Source organism: Niallia sp. FSL W8-0635 (assembly GCF_038007965.1).
GTDB lineage: Bacteria > Bacillota > Bacilli > Bacillales > Cytobacillaceae > Niallia.
On the sequence record NZ_JBBOYD010000001.1, the window covers coordinates 2223918 to 2241592 of the forward strand.

General features: G+C 35.5%; 24 protein-coding genes. 18 read left to right on the forward strand and 6 right to left on the reverse strand.

Annotated elements, in window-relative coordinates:
• Positions 1-131 precede the first annotated feature (131 nt).
• Both NYE52_RS10630 and NYE52_RS10635 read left to right on the forward strand, forming a co-directional pair.
• Positions 132-665, forward strand: a complete 534-nt coding sequence (locus NYE52_RS10630) for a hypothetical protein (RefSeq protein WP_341193030.1) — start codon at positions 132-134, stop codon at positions 663-665.
• Between the two features lie 296 nt (positions 666-961).
• Complete coding sequence (locus tag NYE52_RS10635; protein ID WP_341193031.1) at positions 962-1276, forward strand: CotD family spore coat protein; 315 nt, start codon at positions 962-964, stop codon at positions 1274-1276.
• A gap of 121 nt (positions 1277-1397) precedes the next feature.
• Here the strand turns inward: NYE52_RS10635 and NYE52_RS10640 are convergent, their stop codons facing one another.
• The 3 genes from NYE52_RS10640 to NYE52_RS10650 all read right to left on the reverse strand — a co-directional run bounded on the left by NYE52_RS10640 (position 1398) and on the right by NYE52_RS10650 (position 2262).
• The gene (locus NYE52_RS10640) at positions 1398-1505 is read right to left on the reverse strand and encodes a YjcZ family sporulation protein (RefSeq protein WP_341193032.1); all 108 of its coding nucleotides are present in this window, start codon (positions 1503-1505) and stop codon (positions 1398-1400) included.
• 269 nt (positions 1506-1774) lie between these two features.
• The gene (locus NYE52_RS10645; protein WP_251629896.1) at positions 1775-1876 is read right to left on the reverse strand and encodes a YjcZ family sporulation protein; all 102 of its coding nucleotides are present in this window, start codon (positions 1874-1876) and stop codon (positions 1775-1777) included.
• A 230-nt stretch (positions 1877-2106) separates the two neighbouring features.
• Positions 2107-2262 (reverse strand): hypothetical protein, encoded by a 156-nt coding sequence (locus tag NYE52_RS10650; RefSeq protein ID WP_341193033.1) that lies wholly within the window; start codon positions 2260-2262, stop codon positions 2107-2109.
• 340 nt (positions 2263-2602) lie between these two features.
• On the opposite strand from NYE52_RS10650, the gene NYE52_RS10655 reads away from it, so the two are divergent.
• The 6 genes from NYE52_RS10655 (at position 2603) to NYE52_RS10680 (ending at position 8715) form a co-directional block, all read left to right on the forward strand.
• Complete coding sequence (locus NYE52_RS10655; RefSeq protein WP_341193034.1) at positions 2603-3184, forward strand: LOG family protein; 582 nt, start codon at positions 2603-2605, stop codon at positions 3182-3184.
• 45 nt (positions 3185-3229) lie between these two features.
• Positions 3230-4072 carry a GNAT family N-acetyltransferase gene (locus tag NYE52_RS10660; protein WP_341193035.1) on the forward strand — a complete coding sequence of 281 codons (843 nt, stop codon included), beginning with the start codon at positions 3230-3232 and terminating at the stop codon, positions 4070-4072.
• A gap of 55 nt (positions 4073-4127) precedes the next feature.
• Positions 4128-4658 carry a YfiT family bacillithiol transferase gene (locus NYE52_RS10665; protein ID WP_341193036.1) on the forward strand — a complete coding sequence of 177 codons (531 nt, stop codon included), beginning with the start codon at positions 4128-4130 and terminating at the stop codon, positions 4656-4658.
• A 438-nt stretch (positions 4659-5096) separates the two neighbouring features.
• Positions 5097-7424 carry a xanthine dehydrogenase family protein molybdopterin-binding subunit gene (locus tag NYE52_RS10670; RefSeq protein WP_341193037.1) on the forward strand — a complete coding sequence of 776 codons (2328 nt, stop codon included), beginning with the start codon at positions 5097-5099 and terminating at the stop codon, positions 7422-7424.
• Positions 7414-8238, forward strand: a complete 825-nt coding sequence (locus NYE52_RS10675) for an FAD binding domain-containing protein (RefSeq protein WP_341193038.1) — start codon at positions 7414-7416, stop codon at positions 8236-8238. The genes NYE52_RS10670 and NYE52_RS10675 overlap by 11 nt, the downstream gene beginning before the upstream one ends.
• Positions 8239-8715 carry a (2Fe-2S)-binding protein gene (locus NYE52_RS10680; protein ID WP_445669106.1) on the forward strand — a complete coding sequence of 159 codons (477 nt, stop codon included), beginning with the start codon at positions 8239-8241 and terminating at the stop codon, positions 8713-8715. It begins immediately after the preceding gene.
• A gap of 39 nt (positions 8716-8754) precedes the next feature.
• Here the strand turns inward: NYE52_RS10680 and NYE52_RS10685 are convergent, their stop codons facing one another.
• Entirely contained in the window at positions 8755-8901 is a 147-nt protein-coding gene (locus NYE52_RS10685; RefSeq protein WP_341193039.1) for a DUF4021 domain-containing protein, read from the reverse strand.
• Between the two features lie 78 nt (positions 8902-8979).
• Positions 8980-9543: a CBO0543 family protein gene (locus NYE52_RS10690; protein ID WP_341195158.1), complete on the reverse strand. Its 564-nt coding sequence runs from the start codon at positions 9541-9543 to the stop codon at positions 8980-8982.
• Between the two features lie 158 nt (positions 9544-9701).
• Between NYE52_RS10690 and NYE52_RS10695 the strand changes: the two genes are divergently transcribed.
• The 3 genes from NYE52_RS10695 (at position 9702) to NYE52_RS10705 (ending at position 10958) form a co-directional block, all read left to right on the forward strand.
• A complete protein-coding gene (locus tag NYE52_RS10695; RefSeq protein WP_341193040.1) occupies positions 9702-9830 on the forward strand; it encodes a hypothetical protein in 129 nt (42 codons plus the stop codon).
• Between the two features lie 96 nt (positions 9831-9926).
• Positions 9927-10355 (forward strand): cell wall hydrolase, encoded by a 429-nt coding sequence (locus NYE52_RS10700; protein WP_341193041.1) that lies wholly within the window; start codon positions 9927-9929, stop codon positions 10353-10355.
• 132 nt (positions 10356-10487) lie between these two features.
• Entirely contained in the window at positions 10488-10958 is a 471-nt protein-coding gene (locus NYE52_RS10705) for a YbaK/EbsC family protein (protein WP_341193042.1), read from the forward strand.
• Positions 10959-11043: 85 nt separating this feature from the next.
• Here the strand turns inward: NYE52_RS10705 and lexA are convergent, their stop codons facing one another.
• Positions 11044-11664, reverse strand: coding sequence for a transcriptional repressor LexA (gene lexA / locus NYE52_RS10710; RefSeq protein WP_341193043.1), 621 nt, complete (start codon positions 11662-11664; stop codon positions 11044-11046).
• Positions 11665-11820: 156 nt separating this feature from the next.
• Between lexA and yneA the strand changes: the two genes are divergently transcribed.
• The 7 genes from yneA to NYE52_RS10745 all read left to right on the forward strand — a co-directional run bounded on the left by yneA (position 11821) and on the right by NYE52_RS10745 (position 17607).
• Positions 11821-12132: a cell division suppressor protein YneA gene (gene yneA / locus NYE52_RS10715; protein ID WP_341193044.1), complete on the forward strand. Its 312-nt coding sequence runs from the start codon at positions 11821-11823 to the stop codon at positions 12130-12132.
• A 21-nt stretch (positions 12133-12153) separates the two neighbouring features.
• A complete protein-coding gene (locus NYE52_RS10720; RefSeq protein WP_341193045.1) occupies positions 12154-12819 on the forward strand; it encodes a YneB family resolvase-like protein in 666 nt (221 codons plus the stop codon).
• 202 nt (positions 12820-13021) lie between these two features.
• Positions 13022-13255 carry a DUF896 domain-containing protein gene (locus tag NYE52_RS10725; protein ID WP_341193046.1) on the forward strand — a complete coding sequence of 78 codons (234 nt, stop codon included), beginning with the start codon at positions 13022-13024 and terminating at the stop codon, positions 13253-13255.
• 243 nt (positions 13256-13498) lie between these two features.
• Complete coding sequence (gene tkt, locus NYE52_RS10730; RefSeq protein WP_341193047.1) at positions 13499-15505, forward strand: transketolase; 2007 nt, start codon at positions 13499-13501, stop codon at positions 15503-15505.
• A 155-nt stretch (positions 15506-15660) separates the two neighbouring features.
• Positions 15661-16101 (forward strand): sporulation inhibitor of replication protein SirA, encoded by a 441-nt coding sequence (gene sirA / locus NYE52_RS10735; RefSeq protein WP_341193048.1) that lies wholly within the window; start codon positions 15661-15663, stop codon positions 16099-16101.
• A gap of 86 nt (positions 16102-16187) precedes the next feature.
• Complete coding sequence (locus NYE52_RS10740) at positions 16188-16406, forward strand: YneF family protein (protein ID WP_341193049.1); 219 nt, start codon at positions 16188-16190, stop codon at positions 16404-16406.
• Positions 16407-16716: 310 nt separating this feature from the next.
• Positions 16717-17607: a hypothetical protein gene (locus NYE52_RS10745; protein WP_341193050.1), complete on the forward strand. Its 891-nt coding sequence runs from the start codon at positions 16717-16719 to the stop codon at positions 17605-17607.
• The last annotated feature ends 68 nt before the right edge of the window (positions 17608-17675 follow it).

Genomic DNA, 17675 nt, shown 5'->3' on the forward strand with positions numbered 1-17675 from the left:
TTTGGAGAAGAGTTTTTTTATATGGACGAAATTAGTCATTATTCCTTTTAAAACATATAGACATAAAGAGAGAGAAAGTGTTGGATTGAATAAAAATATAAGCGTTTTATAATGGGGAAGGGGGAGAAACAATGGACCGATTTGCGTTTAATGAATTTGCGAAAGAGAGGATTATCCAAAGTGTAATTACGATAAGGGGGAATAGATATCCATCCTTTTCATTGAAGTATCCAGCGTTTTATTATTTTTATTTTGATGATCTATCGATAAAAATCAAGCGAAATACTGCTTTTTTGTTTATACAAAAGAAAAAATTTATCAGTGAAATAAATTACAAGGAAATCAGCAGAGTGAAAATCAGTATTATACAGAAATTAACCAATGTTATGCATGTTCCGACAAAAGTACTTCAAGCAGAAATAATTCTTTTCCTAAAATATGGAGAAATTTATCATCTCGATTGTGAAAGTATCGGTGTCTTTCCAGCGTTAATTAATCAGCTTCAAAAGAAAAAGATAAAAATCGATGATCCTCTTGACATAATAGAATTACTTAGTAAAAAAGAGACAGAAGAAGAGGCTATTGATTATGTCCGAGAAACTATCGAAGAGGTAGCAGGTAAGAAGGGTATAGAGCTCTTACGTGTAACTATTCATCCTTCATAGAAATTAGTCATATAGCTACATGTAAGCAAGAACAGGGAATCAACCATTAATCCATTTTTTGATTCCCGTTCCCTTTCAGAAAAACAATGGGAATACGTAATCAAACACTGTAAAAGCGTTCATTCTTTCTAGTAGATTTCTCTCTCATTCATAGTCCTTTAAACCTTCCTGAATAGACATTTCTCTTAGTATTTCAGCATATTTTGCTAAAGAATAGTATAATAGCTCGGACAAGCTCTTTTTCCTTTCATACTATATATCGTAAGTGAAATTCATAAAGGAAAGGAGCGAAAGAAATGGATCGTCATAATAATGATAATGTGTTAGGTGCTGGTAATAATAATCATGGGAAAAAATGTCGAAATTGCGTTTCCCCAGTAAGAGATATCGTTCATCCTACTCGAACAGTTGTTAGAACAACAACGAACGAAAAAAGAATTCGTAATATTCATCCTACAGAAATAATCAATGTAAACAGAACGGTTGTCCGTAATGAGAATTATTTTCCTGTAACAGAAAGACAAGTGAATGAAACAGTAGTGGAAGATTTTGATTGTGGTTCTGATGTAAACAATGCTAATAATTGCAGACCAAGAAGAAGATTCTTCTAATAGAATGAAAGAAATGGTACCCCCGATAAAAAGGGGTACCATTTCTGTTTGAAAAAGGATGAACAGTGTTTGGATAAAAAACATAAAAAAAGAAAGCACAAAAGTGCCTTCTTTTTTCGAATTAATAACCTCCCCAATAGGAAGCTCCGATGATAATTAACAAGATGAATAACACAACTAATAAAGCGAAGTTATTGTTGTAACCTCCACCGCTATAACATTCTGACATATATGCCACCTCCTTCTATAAGTTACAACATATCTTATGTATGAACGATTTAAAGGGAATGGACAAGTAACTAGTGAGGGGAATAAAAGGCTTTTTGATTAGAGGACATTTGATTAATCTTTGTAATGTTTCAGAGGAGAATTTTTTTGAAAATGAAAAAAATGCCTCAAAAAGAGGATTTCATTGGCGTATCCATTAAAAATACATTAATAGATAAAGCAAGCCTGAATCCAAATTTTGAGACACTTTCAATCCAAACATCAGTAGTATTAATATCCGCCTACATAAGATGCACCGATAATAACTAATAAAATAAATAATACTACGATTAATGCAAAGTTACTTCCAAATCCGCCTCCATATTCAGACATACTAGTCACCTCCATCTATAGATTTACTATAGAATATGATAGTAGTTGGATATGGTTTGGACAAGTTCATTAGATTTATGTAGAAAAAAGGTCTAAATTAAGAAAGAAATAAATAAAATAGTGCAATCATCTTGTTAAAGTTTGTTGATAAGGATAATTAAAAATAGCGCTTACATCTATTTGGGAAAATAAAATGTCATTTTCATGACAAAAAAAGAAAAACAATATGTTTAATTAGTACAGACATCTTCTAATATGGTAAATTGAGAATTATGGACAAGTTCCACCTTAAACACATTATAAATATCCCTAATTTCACAATAACCTGTATCATAGCAAAATAAAATTTTAAACACTCTGCCTTTATACAATACATTTCCCGTCATTTTAATCCTCCTAGATATTAGGTGTACTTATATGGTTAACTATCAATTACCCAGTTTATAAATCTCTTAAACATATTTTTTATATTTTTTTAAAAATATTTTTTTTTGGACGATTAAAAAAGCGGAATCCATAAAAAATTCATAAATGGCATTACGAAATAAGGAAAACACCACTTCTTTTCGCCTTCGATACGAGTTAAAATAGAAGGAAGGAGAAAAATTTTCCATAAATCTTGATTTCTCTTGCTAAATTAATGGTATTCCGTGCAAATTTGCACAACTTATAGGAAAAAAGTAATGAAAATATTCTCTGAATTTTGTAAAATGGAGGAATATCAAGATGAAAAGAATTGCTGTGTTCTGTGGTTCGAGTACCGGAGCTTCAAAAATTTATCTCGAAGAAGCAATTGCATTAGGAAAAGAGTTAGCAAGACGAGAGTTAGAGCTTGTATATGGTGGTTCTTGTATTGGTTTAATGGGTGCAATAGCTGATAGTATGGTAGAAGAGGGTGGTAAGGTAATTGGTGTACTGCCTGACTTTCTTCAAGAAAAAGAAATAGCTCATCCCGCTTTAAGTGAATTAATTGTCGTAAAGTCCATGCATGAGCGAAAGGCGAAAATGACAGAGCTAGCTGATGGGTTTATTACATTGCCAGGTGGCGCGGGGACGATGGAAGAGTTTTTTGAAATCTTTACTTGGGCACAACTGGGGTTACATAGGAAACCTTTAGGCATTCTTAACATTAACCATTATTACGATCCCCTTGTAGGATTGATTAATCATATGGCTGATGCAGAATTTTTACAAGAACAATATCGGACGATTACGATTGTCGATTCAGATCCAAAGCAATTGCTTGATAGATTTTCGACCTATACTCCTCCTGGAATAAAGTCATTTATTCAAGTGAGTCAGTCTTAAGTTTTTTTCAATGCATATCAATACTTGGTGTTTGGGGGGACTGTGGTGTTACTTGTTCAAAAATTTTATGATGTAGATGATTTCAAGCGGGTGATGATTCCATATTTAGAAAAGGAAGAAGCGGTTAATGGCTTGCCTCTAGGAATCTTAATGAATAGTAATGAGATGATTAAGCCAACTGTTATGGCTGGAGTTTATAAAAATGAACAACCAATCCTTATGTTATTACAGACTCATCCAAAACAAATAATCGTTTCTGTTTTTAATGGGATGACTCCATTGGAATTACCGTTAGTAAGTAAATTGATTCATGAAAGCATCGAAGAAATACCAGGTTTTATCGGAGAAAAAGAAACGGTACTAGAAATGGCTCAACACATTGCAACATTACGTCAATTAAAAGTTGTACTTGGGATGGACCAACGAATCTATCAATTAAAAGAAGTGAAAAAGAAACCATCTCAAGTTGGTAAGTTCAGATGGATAACAAGTAGTGATCAGCCGCTTATTCAACAATGGGTTTATGATTTCGCTGCTTCCGTCAATCAGCCATTAGAAATGGAACAGGCATCTAAACGTGCGGAAGAACTTATTCAAAATCGCAAACTAGCCGGTTGGGAAGTAGATAATCAGCTAGTTAGTATGGCTAATGCAAGCAGACCAACGAAGAATAATATCACCATTAATTTTGTGTATACGCCAGTCAAGTTCAGGAAAAAAGGGTATGCATCTAATTGTGTCGCAGCACTATCTCAAAGCTTATTGGATAACGGTTTTTCTTCTACCAGTCTCTATACAGATATTACAAACCCTACGTCCAACAAAATATATATGGAAATTGGCTATGAACCAATGAAAGAATCTATTTTGTTATTTTTGGAGAATTAACTGCTATTTTACGAATGTAGTAATGGTTTCATATTAATGGACGGGGGAATGGGAAATGGATGAAAGATATCCAATTGGTTTGTTTGAATATAAAGGAGAAATCTCCAATGAAGTTCTACAAACCTGGATTTCAGAGATAGAGGATTATCCAGTAAAACTAGAAAAAGCAGTATCGTCGTTAAGGGAAGAGCAGTTAGATACCCCGTATCGAAAAGACGGCTGGACAATTCGTCAAGTAGTACATCATGTCGCAGATAGTCATATGAACGCATATATTCGCACAAAGCTAGCTTTAACAGAGGAGAAGCCGATTATTAAACCATATGAAGAAGGGACATGGGCACAGCTCCCAGACTATTCCATGCCAGTGCATGTGTCGATCCAATTGCTTTCAAGTATGCATGCAAGATGGGTGCATCTCTTTCGTGCTCTTCTTCAGACAGATGAATTAGAAAAGGAATTACAGCATCCAGAAAACGGCATCCAATCTATTCAAATGTTAATCGGATTATACGCATGGCATGGTCGTCACCACCTCGCTCATATAACGAAATTATGTGAGAAAAAAGGCTGGAAAACGGAATAGCTGCTGCAAACCTTCTTTTTTTATAAATTGCTATTTGGTAATATTTTTTAAAGTGAAATGAATTAAGCCCCATGGAAAGCGATGTGAAATACTACCAACTTTACTGAAACAGCCTTTTATAGCTAAAAACAAACCCGAACAACCTTGATTGTTCGGGTTTGTTTTTGGTTGGAATACTAGCGTCAAGTCCTCTTTTTATAATTATGCAAGAAAAGGGGATAGAAAAAAGTTTACTAGAAACCAAATGTTTGAAATTACTTTTTCTAATTTATTCTCCTTATCCCATATATTTCAGCTGTCTTTCTCATATACATATACAGATTTGCAAGAAAAGTATTAGCGTGCTTTTTTCGTATCTAAAAATACGAAATTAATTAACGGACCAGTAATCTTACTCCATCATTCACCTATTTAGCGAGGAAAAAGAGGAGGGAAACTGTGACATATATCGGAAAAAGTGTTTTTCGGAAAGAGTCCCTTGAAAAGGTTACAGGCAAAGCAAGATATACAGCTGATTACATAGCAAGTGATGCGTTACATGTAGAGATGGTTAAAAGCTCGTATGCTCATGCTATGATTCGATCCATTGAAATAGAAGAAGCGGAAAAGCTGGAAGGCGTCAGAGCGATAATTCTTGGAGACAATTTACCTTTAATTGGTGAAGAAGTAATTGATCGTCCGCCACTTGCTGTCAATAAAGTTCGTTATTACGGGGAAGTTATCGCCTTAGTTGTCGCAGATACTATCCCTATTGCAAGGAAAGCAGCACAACTCATTCACATCGAATATGAGCCTCTTACAGTAGTAAATTCTGCTTTGCAAGCACTGGAGAAAGATGCACCGCTTCTTCATGATAATTTGCTCGAATATACGAAGGACGAAGGGATATATCCTGTAGAGAGAACGAATATTATCAACCATACAAAGATTCGCAAAGGCGATGTGCAAGTAGGAATGAAGGAAGGTGAAGTGACGATTGAATCTCATTTTTCTATTCCTATATCCGATCATTCTGCTATGGAAACAAGGGCAGCTCTTTGTGAAATTGGAGAAAGTGGAATTGTCCGCATCGTAACAAGCTCGCAGGCACCATATATGGTGAAAAAAATCATCAGCAGAGATTTTAAGGTGGAAACAGGGAAAGTTGTTGTTGAAACGCCGTTTGTTGGTGGTGGTTATGGTGGAAAGGCTTCTGTACATTTAGAAATATTTGCATACCTTGCCTCAAGAGCAGTCGGTGGAAGAAAAGTTCGAGTATTTAATACGAGAGAAGAAGATTTAACGGTTTCCCCGGTACATATTGGCTTAGAGGCAACGATTCAGCTTGCTTGTACGGCAGATGGCAAACTGACTGCTGCTAAACTTAGGTATGTGTTTGATGGTGGGGCTTATGCAGATAAATCGCCACATCTTAGTACTGCTGGAGCAGTCGATTGTACAGGGCCTTATAAAATGGATCATGTTTGGTGTGATGCTCTATGTGTGTACACGAATCACCCTTATGCTGCTCCATTTAGAGGATTTAGTCATGGAGAAGTTCATTTTGCATTTGAAAGAGCAATGGATATGCTTGCCAAAAAAGTAGAAATGGATCCTCTTTATTTTAGAAAAATAAATGCCATTCAACCGGGCAACACGACCCCAACACAGGTTGTAGTAACGAGCAGTAAAGTAGGAAATGTGGCTAAATGTATTGATCGATTGCGTGAAATTATGGAATGGGAAAAAGGACAATTTAAGGTCATTTCGAAAAATAAAATACGTGTAAAAGGAATTTCTTGCAGCTGGAAAAATTCTACTATTGGTCCAGCTGTTAGTTCAGGCGTGGTACTCACCTTTAATTCAGATGGAAGCATTAATCTAATGTCTGGATTAGTTGAAATAGGCACGGGAACCAAAACAGTTTTGGCACAAATATTAGCAGAGCAAATGAAGATGAGCGTTGATAGAATACATGTGCGAATGACGGTTGATACACAAACAGAGCCAGAACATTGGAAGACAGTGGCAAGTAGAGGGACATTAATGGCAGGAAGAGCTGTGATGGCTGCAGCAGACGATGCCATCCGAAAACTAAAGAAAATCGGAGCTATTGTGTTAAGAGTACCAGAAGATGATTTAGAAGTAGGGAATGAAACAGTTTTTTTAAGGGATAATCCGAAACAATCCATTCCATTTAAAGATATTGTGTATGGCTATACCTATCCAAATGGAAATTCCATTGGCGGACAAATCATTGCAAATGGTAGTTACACACTTACTGGTTTAACCAATTTAGATCGAGAAACTGGGGCAGGCAATCCAGGTCCTGAATGGGCAGTAGCAGCCCAAGGGGTTGAAGTGGAGATGGATACGAAAACATTTAGGTATAAGATTTTAAAAGCGATAACCGTCGTTGATTTAGGAGAAGTGCTTAATTATAAAGCAGCACTTGGTCAAATCAAAGGTGCAATGAGTATGGGCATTGCTTGGGCTGGCCGGGAAGCATTTTATTTTGATGAAAACGGCCGAGTATTAAACCCCCAATTACGAACCTACAGACCATTACGATATGGTGAGCATCCGGAGTATGAGGTTGATATTATAAAAACCCCACATTTAGAGGCACCATTTGGGGCTAGGGGTGCAGGGGAGCATGGGTTGGTTGGTATTCCGGCAGCGTTAGGAAATGCCCTTTCTCTCGCCATTAACTCCGAGTTGAAAAGTTTACCACTAACACCAGAATCTATTTGGAGACAGCAGAAGGAGGCGCATGATGGCATTTGAGTATATACCAGCTTCCTCCATAGAACAAGCTACAAAAAAATATGCAGAGATGAAGGCGCAAAATAAAAAACCTGCCTATTATGCAGGCGGGACAGAGATTATTACATTAAGGAGAATCAATCAATTAAATGTGGATTTCACGATTGATGTAAAACAAATAGCTGCATGTAATGTACATCAGGTTGATGAAGAGTACCTTGTGATCGGTTCCTGTATCACGTTGACAGATGTGGAAGAGCTCAATTATTTTCCATTATTAACAAGGGTTTGTAAGGAGATTGCCGATCGAACGGCAAGGAATAAGATAACGGTCGGTGGGAATATTTGTGGGCATATTTTTTATCGAGAAGCAGTATTGCCATTTCTTTTAACGGATAGTGTATTCGTTCTTGCTAGTGAAAATGGAATAAGAACGGAATATATTCATGATGTGTTTGAGGAACAGTTATTGCTTCAGGACGGAGAATTATTGGTGCAGGCATTTATTGAGAAAAAATATTTATCTCAAGAATATATAGCGATAAAAGTGAGGCAGCACTGGGAGACAGGATATCCATTAATTACAGTTGCAGCATTAAAAATAGATGGTCAAATTAGAGTCGCAATCAGTGGTTTATGTACATTTCCTTTTCGAGCTTTTGAAGTCGAGCGCATTATAAATAATCAAACGATGAATAAAGAACAACGAATCACATTAGCCTTAAACCATCTTCCTTCTCCCATTCTTGATGATGTAGAAGGATCAGCTGAATATCGTTTGTTTGTACTGGCTGATCTTATAGAAAAAATAATTAATCGATTGGAGGGAGTGTAAGTGACAGAAAGTGGGCCGAATTTAGTAATAGTAAGATTACGAGTAAATGAAGAAAATCATATTGCGGTCATACCTCCATCGAAAACATTACTAGCTACATTACGGGAAAACCTATTTTTAACCGGTGCAAAGGCAGGCTGTTTTAATGGAGATTGTGGCGCATGTACCACTATTATAGATGGAATGCCGATGAAATCCTGCTTAATGCTTGCAGTAGAAGCACAAGGAAAGGAGATTATTACAATTGAAGGACTGAAAAATAGTCCACTCCAAGAAGCCTTTATCGAAGAGTTTGCCTTTCAGTGTGGCTATTGCACGCCTGGATTTATCATGAATGGGCATGCCCTTCTCCTTAATGAAGCAAATCCGAGTAAAGTAAAGATAAAAGAATGGCTGGAGTCCAATATATGTCGTTGCACGAGTTATGAGGAAATCGAAGCAGCGGTATACAAAGCAATCGCGAAACAAAAGAAATAAAAAACAACCTCCTGCAAACACGTTTGCAGGAGGTTGTTTTTACAATTTTTGCTGTGTATTTTGTTTATTTAACGCATCTTCTTCATTCGTTTCAGCCATTCCATACAAACCATTCATTTCTTGTTCATCAGCATCTAATCCTAATTGGTTTTGTTGATTAGTAGCTTTCGTATCTTGATTCTTCATTCCTATCTCTCCTTTCAAGTGCAGTTCACTGCCTAGTTTGTGGAAAAATAGAAATTATATGTGAGAAAAAGAACAAACTTATTTTGGAATATGCTTTTTTATACGCTCAAAAACTGATTTTAAGAGAATTCCCAGAATAATAAATCCGACAAATGATTTTGTATGAGACCAATGTTCTCCTATTACAAACATATCTCTTAGCATAAATAACGGCTCGATAATATAGGAGAATACGATAGACCAGCCTATAGTAGCTAACAAAAAATATTTCCAAGTGCTGAAATATTGATAGACAAGCATGGCAGATATAGGGATGATAACCATATTTGCAGGGATAAGTGGGGTGATGATGGGGAGTAATTTGTCAGGATAGCTCCATAGCAACATTTCAGTCCCGATAATATCTAAGAGCATGCATAGAGTGGCAGCGAACATTCCGTAAGAAAATACTTCAAAGAAACGATTCTTATCTACAACTCTCCAAAAGATAAAGTAAGGAATAATGGTTGCAAGGAAAAGAATCCACCAATTAATCGAAAATAAATCATGCTGTAACCAATGATCAAAAGATAGATGGCTTAATTTTTCTTTTTCTTTATCAATCTCTATATTACTAGGGATGTGTAATAAAAATAAGTACATGTTTCTCACCTCTTTTACTCCTCTTAATGGAATGATAAAAAGGAAAATTTCATTAAATTAGTATGGATAATAAAAAGAATCTCATTAGTTTTTTTACATGAATACATAAATTTACCAGCTGCAGGAGAGGATAAAAGGTATTAAAGGTGGGATTATTGATGAAAAAAAAGTGGAAAAAATATAAAGTTTATATCATTGGTTTATTTTATATTGTGTTTATTAATGGGTTAATTGCAGCGAGCTACATTATTGGATTTAAAGAATTTAAAAAACTTATCAATTTTTAAAAAAAGTCATCCCCCAATTCACTTTTTATTGCAATGTTCCTTAAAGGAATAGGATAAGGTATGGAAAAATATGATGAAAGGGTAGGGGGTGATTCAATGGCAGTCGTACGCGTTACGGATGCAGATATTGATTTATTGGCAAGACTTCTTCGTGCAGAAGCAGAGGGAGAAGGAGAGTTAGGCATGTTATTAGTCGGAAATGTAGGAATCAATCGAATGAGAGCAGATTGTTCCGATTTCAAAGGACTTCGCACTGTAAATGATATGGTGTATCAAGCCCATGCGTTTGAGGCAACAACAAAAGGCTATTTTTATCAAAGACCGAGAGAAAGTGAAAGGCGATTGGCGAGGAGAGTTGTGAACGGAGAATCCTTTTGGCCAGCAAAATATAGTTTATGGTATTTTCGTCCACCAGGTGATTGTCCTGCTACCTGGTATAATCAACCACATGTAGGAAGATTTAAGCTTCATTGCTTTTATGAGCCAACGGCAGAAGAATGTGAAAATGTTTATAATACTTTCTAAAAAGAAAAGGAGTCCTCTCTAGTGAAAAGGGCTCCTATTTTGCATGGATGCATAAAGAATTTGAGCTTTAAATGGATTAATGGTATATTTTTAACTATTAAAATAATAAGAATATTCAGGGAGTGTCATGCGTTGTCATTAGAAAATGTTCAAGTTCATTTAAAGAAATGGAATAGAGAGAAGGATATTCAAGTATTTCAAACGTCTAGCGCTACAGTCTTAGAAGCAGCTGAAACATTAGGAGTACAGCCAGAAAGAATCGCTAAAACATTATCATTCCGTAAAGAAGATGATGCAATCTTAATTGTTACTGCAGGAGATGCGAAAATTGACAATAGAAAATTTAAGCAAACCTTTGCGGAAAAAGCAAGGATGTTAGCGCCAGAAGAAGTATTAGAAAAAACAGGTCATGCAGTTGGTGGAGTTTGTCCTTTTGGTTTAGTAGAAAATTTACCTGTCTATATGGATGAATCACTAAAACGATTTACTACTGTGTTTCCAGCGTGTGGAAGCAGTAATTCAGCGATTGAATTGACCAATGAAGAGCTTTATATATATGGCAATGCAGTTGATTGGGTAGATGTTTGTAAAGGATGGGAGTAAACGTTCCAGTTTGATTATAAATGATACATAGAAAATGCTTGTCCAATGTCGGACAAGCATTTTCTATGTTCTCATTCAGAAATGGTTATTGAATATGACGATATACACCAATTACTTTCCCAAGAATGCTTACATTACGAAGAATAATTGGTTCCATCGTGCTGTTCTCAGGCTGCAGGCGAATAAAGTCACGTTCTTTAAAGAATCGTTTAACGGTAGCTTCATCTTCCTCTGTCATTGCGACAACAATATCGCCGTTGTTAGCAGAATGCTGTTGTCTAACGATAACATAGTCACCATCTAATATTCCTGCTTCAATCATACTTTCTCCCATAATTTCTAGCATGAAAATTTGTTCATCACTTGGTGCTAGTCTTTCAGGTAATGGGAAATATTCATCCACATTTTCGATAGCAGTAATTGGCATCCCTGCTGTAACTTTTCCGACTACAGGTACATTAATAATATTATATTTTGGTATATTGCTTTCTTCTAAATCCAATATTTCAATAGCTCTAGGTTTTGTTGGATCACGACGGATTAAGCCTTTACTCTCTAATCTTGCTAAATGGCCATGAACGGTTGAGCTTGATGCCAGTCCAACAGCCTCTGCAATTTCACGAACAGAAGGTGGATATCCTTTTAGCTTTACTTCTTCTTTTATGTATTCTAGTATGTCTAATTGCCTCTTTGAAAGCTTCTGCATTATACGCACCTCGTTATATTATTCTTGTACTAATTATAACACGTTCTATAAGAGTATACAAACATAAGTTCTATTTTGTTGTTGACAGGAAACGTTTGTTCGTATTAAACTAAATCTATAAACGAACATACATTCTAAAAAAAGGTGGAATTATAAATGTCTAAATTGTGGGAAAAATATTCATATACTATTATTCTTTTAATTTGTGGTTTTATAGCGTGTATAATGATTGTAGCGAATACTGGACAACCAGATTCTAGCAAATATGTGTCGGTAACGGTGAAAAATGGTGAAACGGTATGGCAATTATCGAATGAATATGCAGGCTCTTATAATATGACTAAAAAGCAATTTATCAAGTGGATCGAAGAGCATAATAATGTTGCTGCTAATAATATTTCAGCAGGTGAAGAATTGGTCATTCCAGTCAAAGTAGAGGATCATCAATTGATGTTAGCATCCGAATAATAGAAAGGGAATCTCGTAGTAATGAAGAATGAAAAGAATGCAATAATCTATTGTCGAGTAAGTACAGATAAAGAAGAACAAACAACGTCCCTTGCAAGGCAGGAAGAGGAATTAGTAGCTTTAGCAAAGAAAATGGATTTCCAAGTGAAAAGAATCATCTCAGAAAGAGCCAGTGGTTATGACTTGGATAGAGAAGGATTGCTTGAGCTGTTATCGATTATAAAAGAAGAAGAAATTTCGTCCATTTTAATACAGGATGAAACAAGATTAGGAAGAGGAAATGCAAGGATAGCTATTCTTCATTGCATCTTAAAGGAAAATATTAAGCTTTACAGTATCTCTTCCTCAGGAGAGCTTATGCTTTCAGAAGCAGATACGATGGTTTTACAAATTGTTAGCATAGTGGAAGAATATCAGCGGAAAATACATAATTTAAAAATAAAAAGAGGAATGAAAAGAGCAGTAGAAAAGGGCTATCGTCCAGATAAAAATTTAAAAAACTTAGGAGATCATTCTGGCCGACAGAAGCTAGAGCTTCCCATTGAAGAAATCGTAAAACTGAAACAAAATGGGTTAACCTTCTCTGAAATAACGTCCACATTAAAAGGACTTGGATATGATTTTTCAAAGGCGACCATTCATCGCAGATATCAAGAATATAAGGAGATGCTGAGTGGGAAAGAATAGATTCTTCTTGAGCAAATCTTAAAAATAGGAATGTGCTTGTACTTATGCTATAATAGATTATCCATTAGCCAGTTGTTTTTTTAGACTGAGCTTTTTATTTTTGCTTAACTTGCCCGCTCAGAGCTTCATGTAAACAGAGCAAAAATAAATGAAACAAATAATTTAACATCAATCATACATTATTTCTATAAAGGAGTTTACTATGTTTCCTAAAAATAAACTTGATCGCATAAATGAACTTGCAAAAAAGAAAAAAGAGACAGGCTTAACCCAAGAAGAAGCAAAAGAACAAACAAAGCTACGCGCTGAATATTTGAAAAATTTCCGTTCTACAATGGTTAATACGATTGAAAATGTGAAAATTTTTGATCCAAAAGGAAATGATGTTACTCCGCAAAAAGTAAAAGATATTCAAAACAGAAAAAAGATGCATTAAGTTATACATGCGCGTCCTTAATAAAGGGCTGTTCGTAATGAACAACCAAACATCACGTAAATAGCCTTTGTAAAATAATCTTAACAGACAATGTTAAGGTTTTTTTATGTTTTCTATTGGAATTTATGGGTAAAATACGAAATAAATGTCGAAATTATATAGTGGTGCTATTTTCTAATTTTTAATAGGTAGAAAATGAATCATTTAGGCAAACTATTTTGGAAAATGAGAGGATGTTGAATCTTGAATACAAAGTTAGATCATTTATCGATTGCTTCGATTAGAACACTATCCATTGATACAATTGAAAAAGCAAAATCAGGACACCCAGGAATGCCAATGGGTGCGGCCCCGATGGCGTATACTTTATGGACATCTTATATGAATCACAATCCACAGAATCCGGACTGGTTTAATCGTGACCGCTTTGTATTATCTGCTGGGCATGGCTCAGCTTTACTGTATAGTTTATTGCATTTATCAGGCTATGATTTATCCCTTGAGGATTTGAAACAATTTAGACAGTGGGGGAGTAAAACGCCAGGGCATCCAGAATATGGGCATACGGCAGGGGTTGACGCGACTACGGGTCCACTTGGTCAGGGAATTGCGATGGCTGTAGGAATGGCGATTGCGGAAAAACACTTAGCAGGTGTTTATAATAAAAATAACTTTCCAATCGTGGATCATTATACATATAGTATTTGTGGGGATGGAGATTTAATGGAAGGGGTATCTGCAGAGGCAGCTTCTCTTGCAGGACATCTGCAGCTAGGAAAATTAGTCGTTCTCTATGATTCCAATGATATTTCTTTAGATGGTGATTTGGATAAATCCTTCTCTGAGAGTGTGGAGCAACGCTTTAAAGCATATGGATGGCAATATATCCGTGTAGAAGACGGCAATGACACAGATCGAATTGCCAAAGCACTTGAAGAAGCGAAGACAGATAAAACAAAACCGACATTAATTGAAGTGAAAACGATTATTGGGTTTGGCGCTCCGAATAAAGCCGGTAAATCCCTTGTTCATGGTGCTCCACTTGGTGCAGACGAGCTAAAGCTAACTAAAGAAGCATATAACTGGACATTTGATGAAGATTTTCATGTGCCAGATGAAGTATATAATCATTTTAAAGAGACAGTAGCAATACATGGAGAGAACAAGGAAAAAGAGTGGAATGACCTTTTTTCAAGCTATGAAAAAGAATATCCAGAACTAGCAACACAGTTAAAAGCTGCATTAGCGGATACCTTACCAGAGGGCTGGGATTGCGAAATGCCAGTTTATGAAGAAGGAAGCAGCTTAGCAAGTCGTGCTTCTTCTGGTGAAGTAATCAATAGTATTGCAAAAAATCTTCCATTTTTAATTGGTGGGTCTGCCGATTTAGCAGGAAGTAATAATACGATGATTAAAGGCGAGAAAGATTTTACACCTGATACTCCAGAAGGAAGAAATATTTGGTTTGGTGTAAGAGAATTTGCGATGGGAGCTGCTTTAAACGGAATTATGCTTCATGGTGGTTTAAAAATATTTGGCGGAACGTTCTTTGTTTTTTCCGATTATTTAAGACCTGCTATTCGTCTTGCGGCATTAATGGGATTGCCTGTAACCTATGTATTCACCCATGATAGTATTGCGGTAGGCGAAGATGGTCCGACTCATGAGCCTGTTGAACAATTAGCTTCTCTAAGAGCAATGCCAAATCTATCTGTCATTCGACCAGCCGATGGTAATGAGACAGCTGCAGCTTGGAAAATTGCTTTAGAGTCTAAAGATAAACCAACAGCATTAGTGTTAACGAGACAAAACTTACCGACGATTAAAGGATCAAAGGATAGTGCGTATGAAGGGGTATCAAAGGGTGGCTATATTATTTCTCCTTCAAAAGCAGAAACACCTGACGCCCTATTAATAGCAGCAGGATCAGAAGTTGGCTTAGCAGTCGAAGCCCAGAAAGAATTGGAGAAAGAAGGTTTAAATATTTCGGTTGTTAGTCTTCCAGCATGGGATTTCTTTGAACAACAATCAAAAGAGTACAAAGAAAAAGTACTACCGAAAACCGTAAAGAAAAGACTAGCAATTGAAATGGGAAGTTCCCTTGGTTGGCATAAATATGTTGGAGATGAGGGAGATGTACTTTCCATTGAAACATTTGGAGCATCAGCACCTGGGAATAAAATATTAGAGGAATACGGATTTACTGTTTCCAATGTAGTGAAACGATTAAAAGCGTTATTAGAAAATTAAATAGGAAAGGATGGATGGAGTCAGTATTTCCGTCCATCCTACTTTCTTTGATTCGACAAAATAAGTCTGTTTTTTTTACACCTTGAGACACATCTTGAAAGAAACCTTCTTTATAATAGAAGGAAAAGAAGTGGACAGGTTGGTGAAGATTCAGTATGAGAAGATATCAATTGTATTTAATTAAAGAAAAAATCGCCATACATTATAACGGTAGAGAACGCTTGTTTTACAATTTATTTTCGGACCATACTAAAACAGACGATGAAAAATTAAAGGAAATTCTTCAAAAACAAGTTGATTTTATTACGCTTCCCATTTCTAAGTGGATGATTGAAAATCAATTGTATTCTGCTCTGCAGCGAAATAAAACCTTTCAATTTAAAGATGGTGTTTTTTATATAGAAAATGGAAATTTAAGTAAAGCATCTTTAACGGTAAAAGAAGATTATTTATCCATTGAAGCAGACGGCTATTATGATGCAGAATCCATTTTCTTTGAAATTATTCGCAAACATGAGCCTTCCTTTTTAGCTATTGATGTGGAAAATGGCAGATTTGGCTGGTTAAAACCGATAAAAGAAAGAAATTTTGTGTAAAATGGAGAAATTCTGTAACAGATATTGTATAATATTATCTGGTCTAGTACACTAAAGTATAGACAACATGAAGGAGGAAAAAAGATATGCCTTGGTACGCTTGGTTAAGTATTGTCGTAGCATTAATCGCCGGTATTGTTATCGGATTTTTTATTGCGCGTAAATACATGATGGACTACTTAAAGAAAAACCCACCAATTAATGAGCAAATGTTAAAAATGATGATGATGCAAATGGGAATGAAACCTTCTCAAAAGAAAATCAATCAAATGATGACAGCGATGAACAAACAACAAGGAAAATAATAGGACAAGTATCCCTTGGTAGACAAGGGGTAGCATCCTATTCCTTTGATTGATTGGAAAGCAATCATTTATTTTTATAGTCTTATAAATCGCTATATAGAATAGAGAGTGAACTTTTCTCCTATTATTCTTATGAGTCTGGTTTATTTTTCTTAATATCTACTCAAAACCACGAATTTGTTGAATAGACAGCAGATTCGTGGTTTTTCTATTGCTTAGGAAAGATTATATTATTCTCACTATGAAAACAATTAATAATGAAACCAAAGAATATCAAACGAGAAAACGGGTATTTACAAGATATAGGAGAATGGGGAAGTTAACAGAATTACCAATAAAAACGTGGGAGGAGATTACTATTATTAAACATCTTGTTTTGGCCATATTTATCATCATGATGTCTGTATCCCTTTCTATAACTAATTCTATTAATGTGAAGGCGGCAGATTTATTAAATCATACAATCACTTTTAGTAATAAAACGGTTGTTAAAACACTATTTTATCCGTATCGAAACCCTGCTGGAGTGTTGGATCCATATCAAGCTAGAAGTTTACAAGGAATTGCTGTTGATGACAGTAATAATATGTATATCACCTATGCAACTGGGGATAAAACAACCTTTGGATACATTTACAAATATAGCCCTCAAGGCAAATTGATAAGAATGAGTTCCATGCTGACAACAGGTCATGCACAAGGAATTGCTTACAAGAATGGTTATTTATATTTATTAGTTAATATAACAGGGCAAACGTATAAGCTTCAAAAAGTAAATCCTACTACTTTAACCGTGCTTAAGACTTGGGATTTACCATCCATCGTTCATCCGAATGTGATAACTTTACTTAATTCGACTACAGCTGTAGGCGTATCAAAATCAGTTGATGGGAAGGGATATAATATCTATAAAATCAAATTAGGTGCTGATTCTACCACAACGATAAATTGGAACGAGAAAATTTATATCGATGGCTTGGTTGGGACATCAAGCAGTAAACCAATTCAAGGCTTTACTTATGGAAATGGTAAATACTATATTCTTTCAGATGGCGAATATATGAGCTTTGATAGTAATGGTAAAAATGTCAATCGAGTGAAATTGAATACAACTCGAGAGCCAGAAGGAATGGCGATTGATAAATCAGGAAAAATATTGATTCAATTTAATTATTATAATGAGGTTTTTAAGCAGCAATGAGGTTAGTCTAAAAAGTGGACACGTAAAAATGAGATTTAGGATATAATACAATCATCATTTAAAAGGAC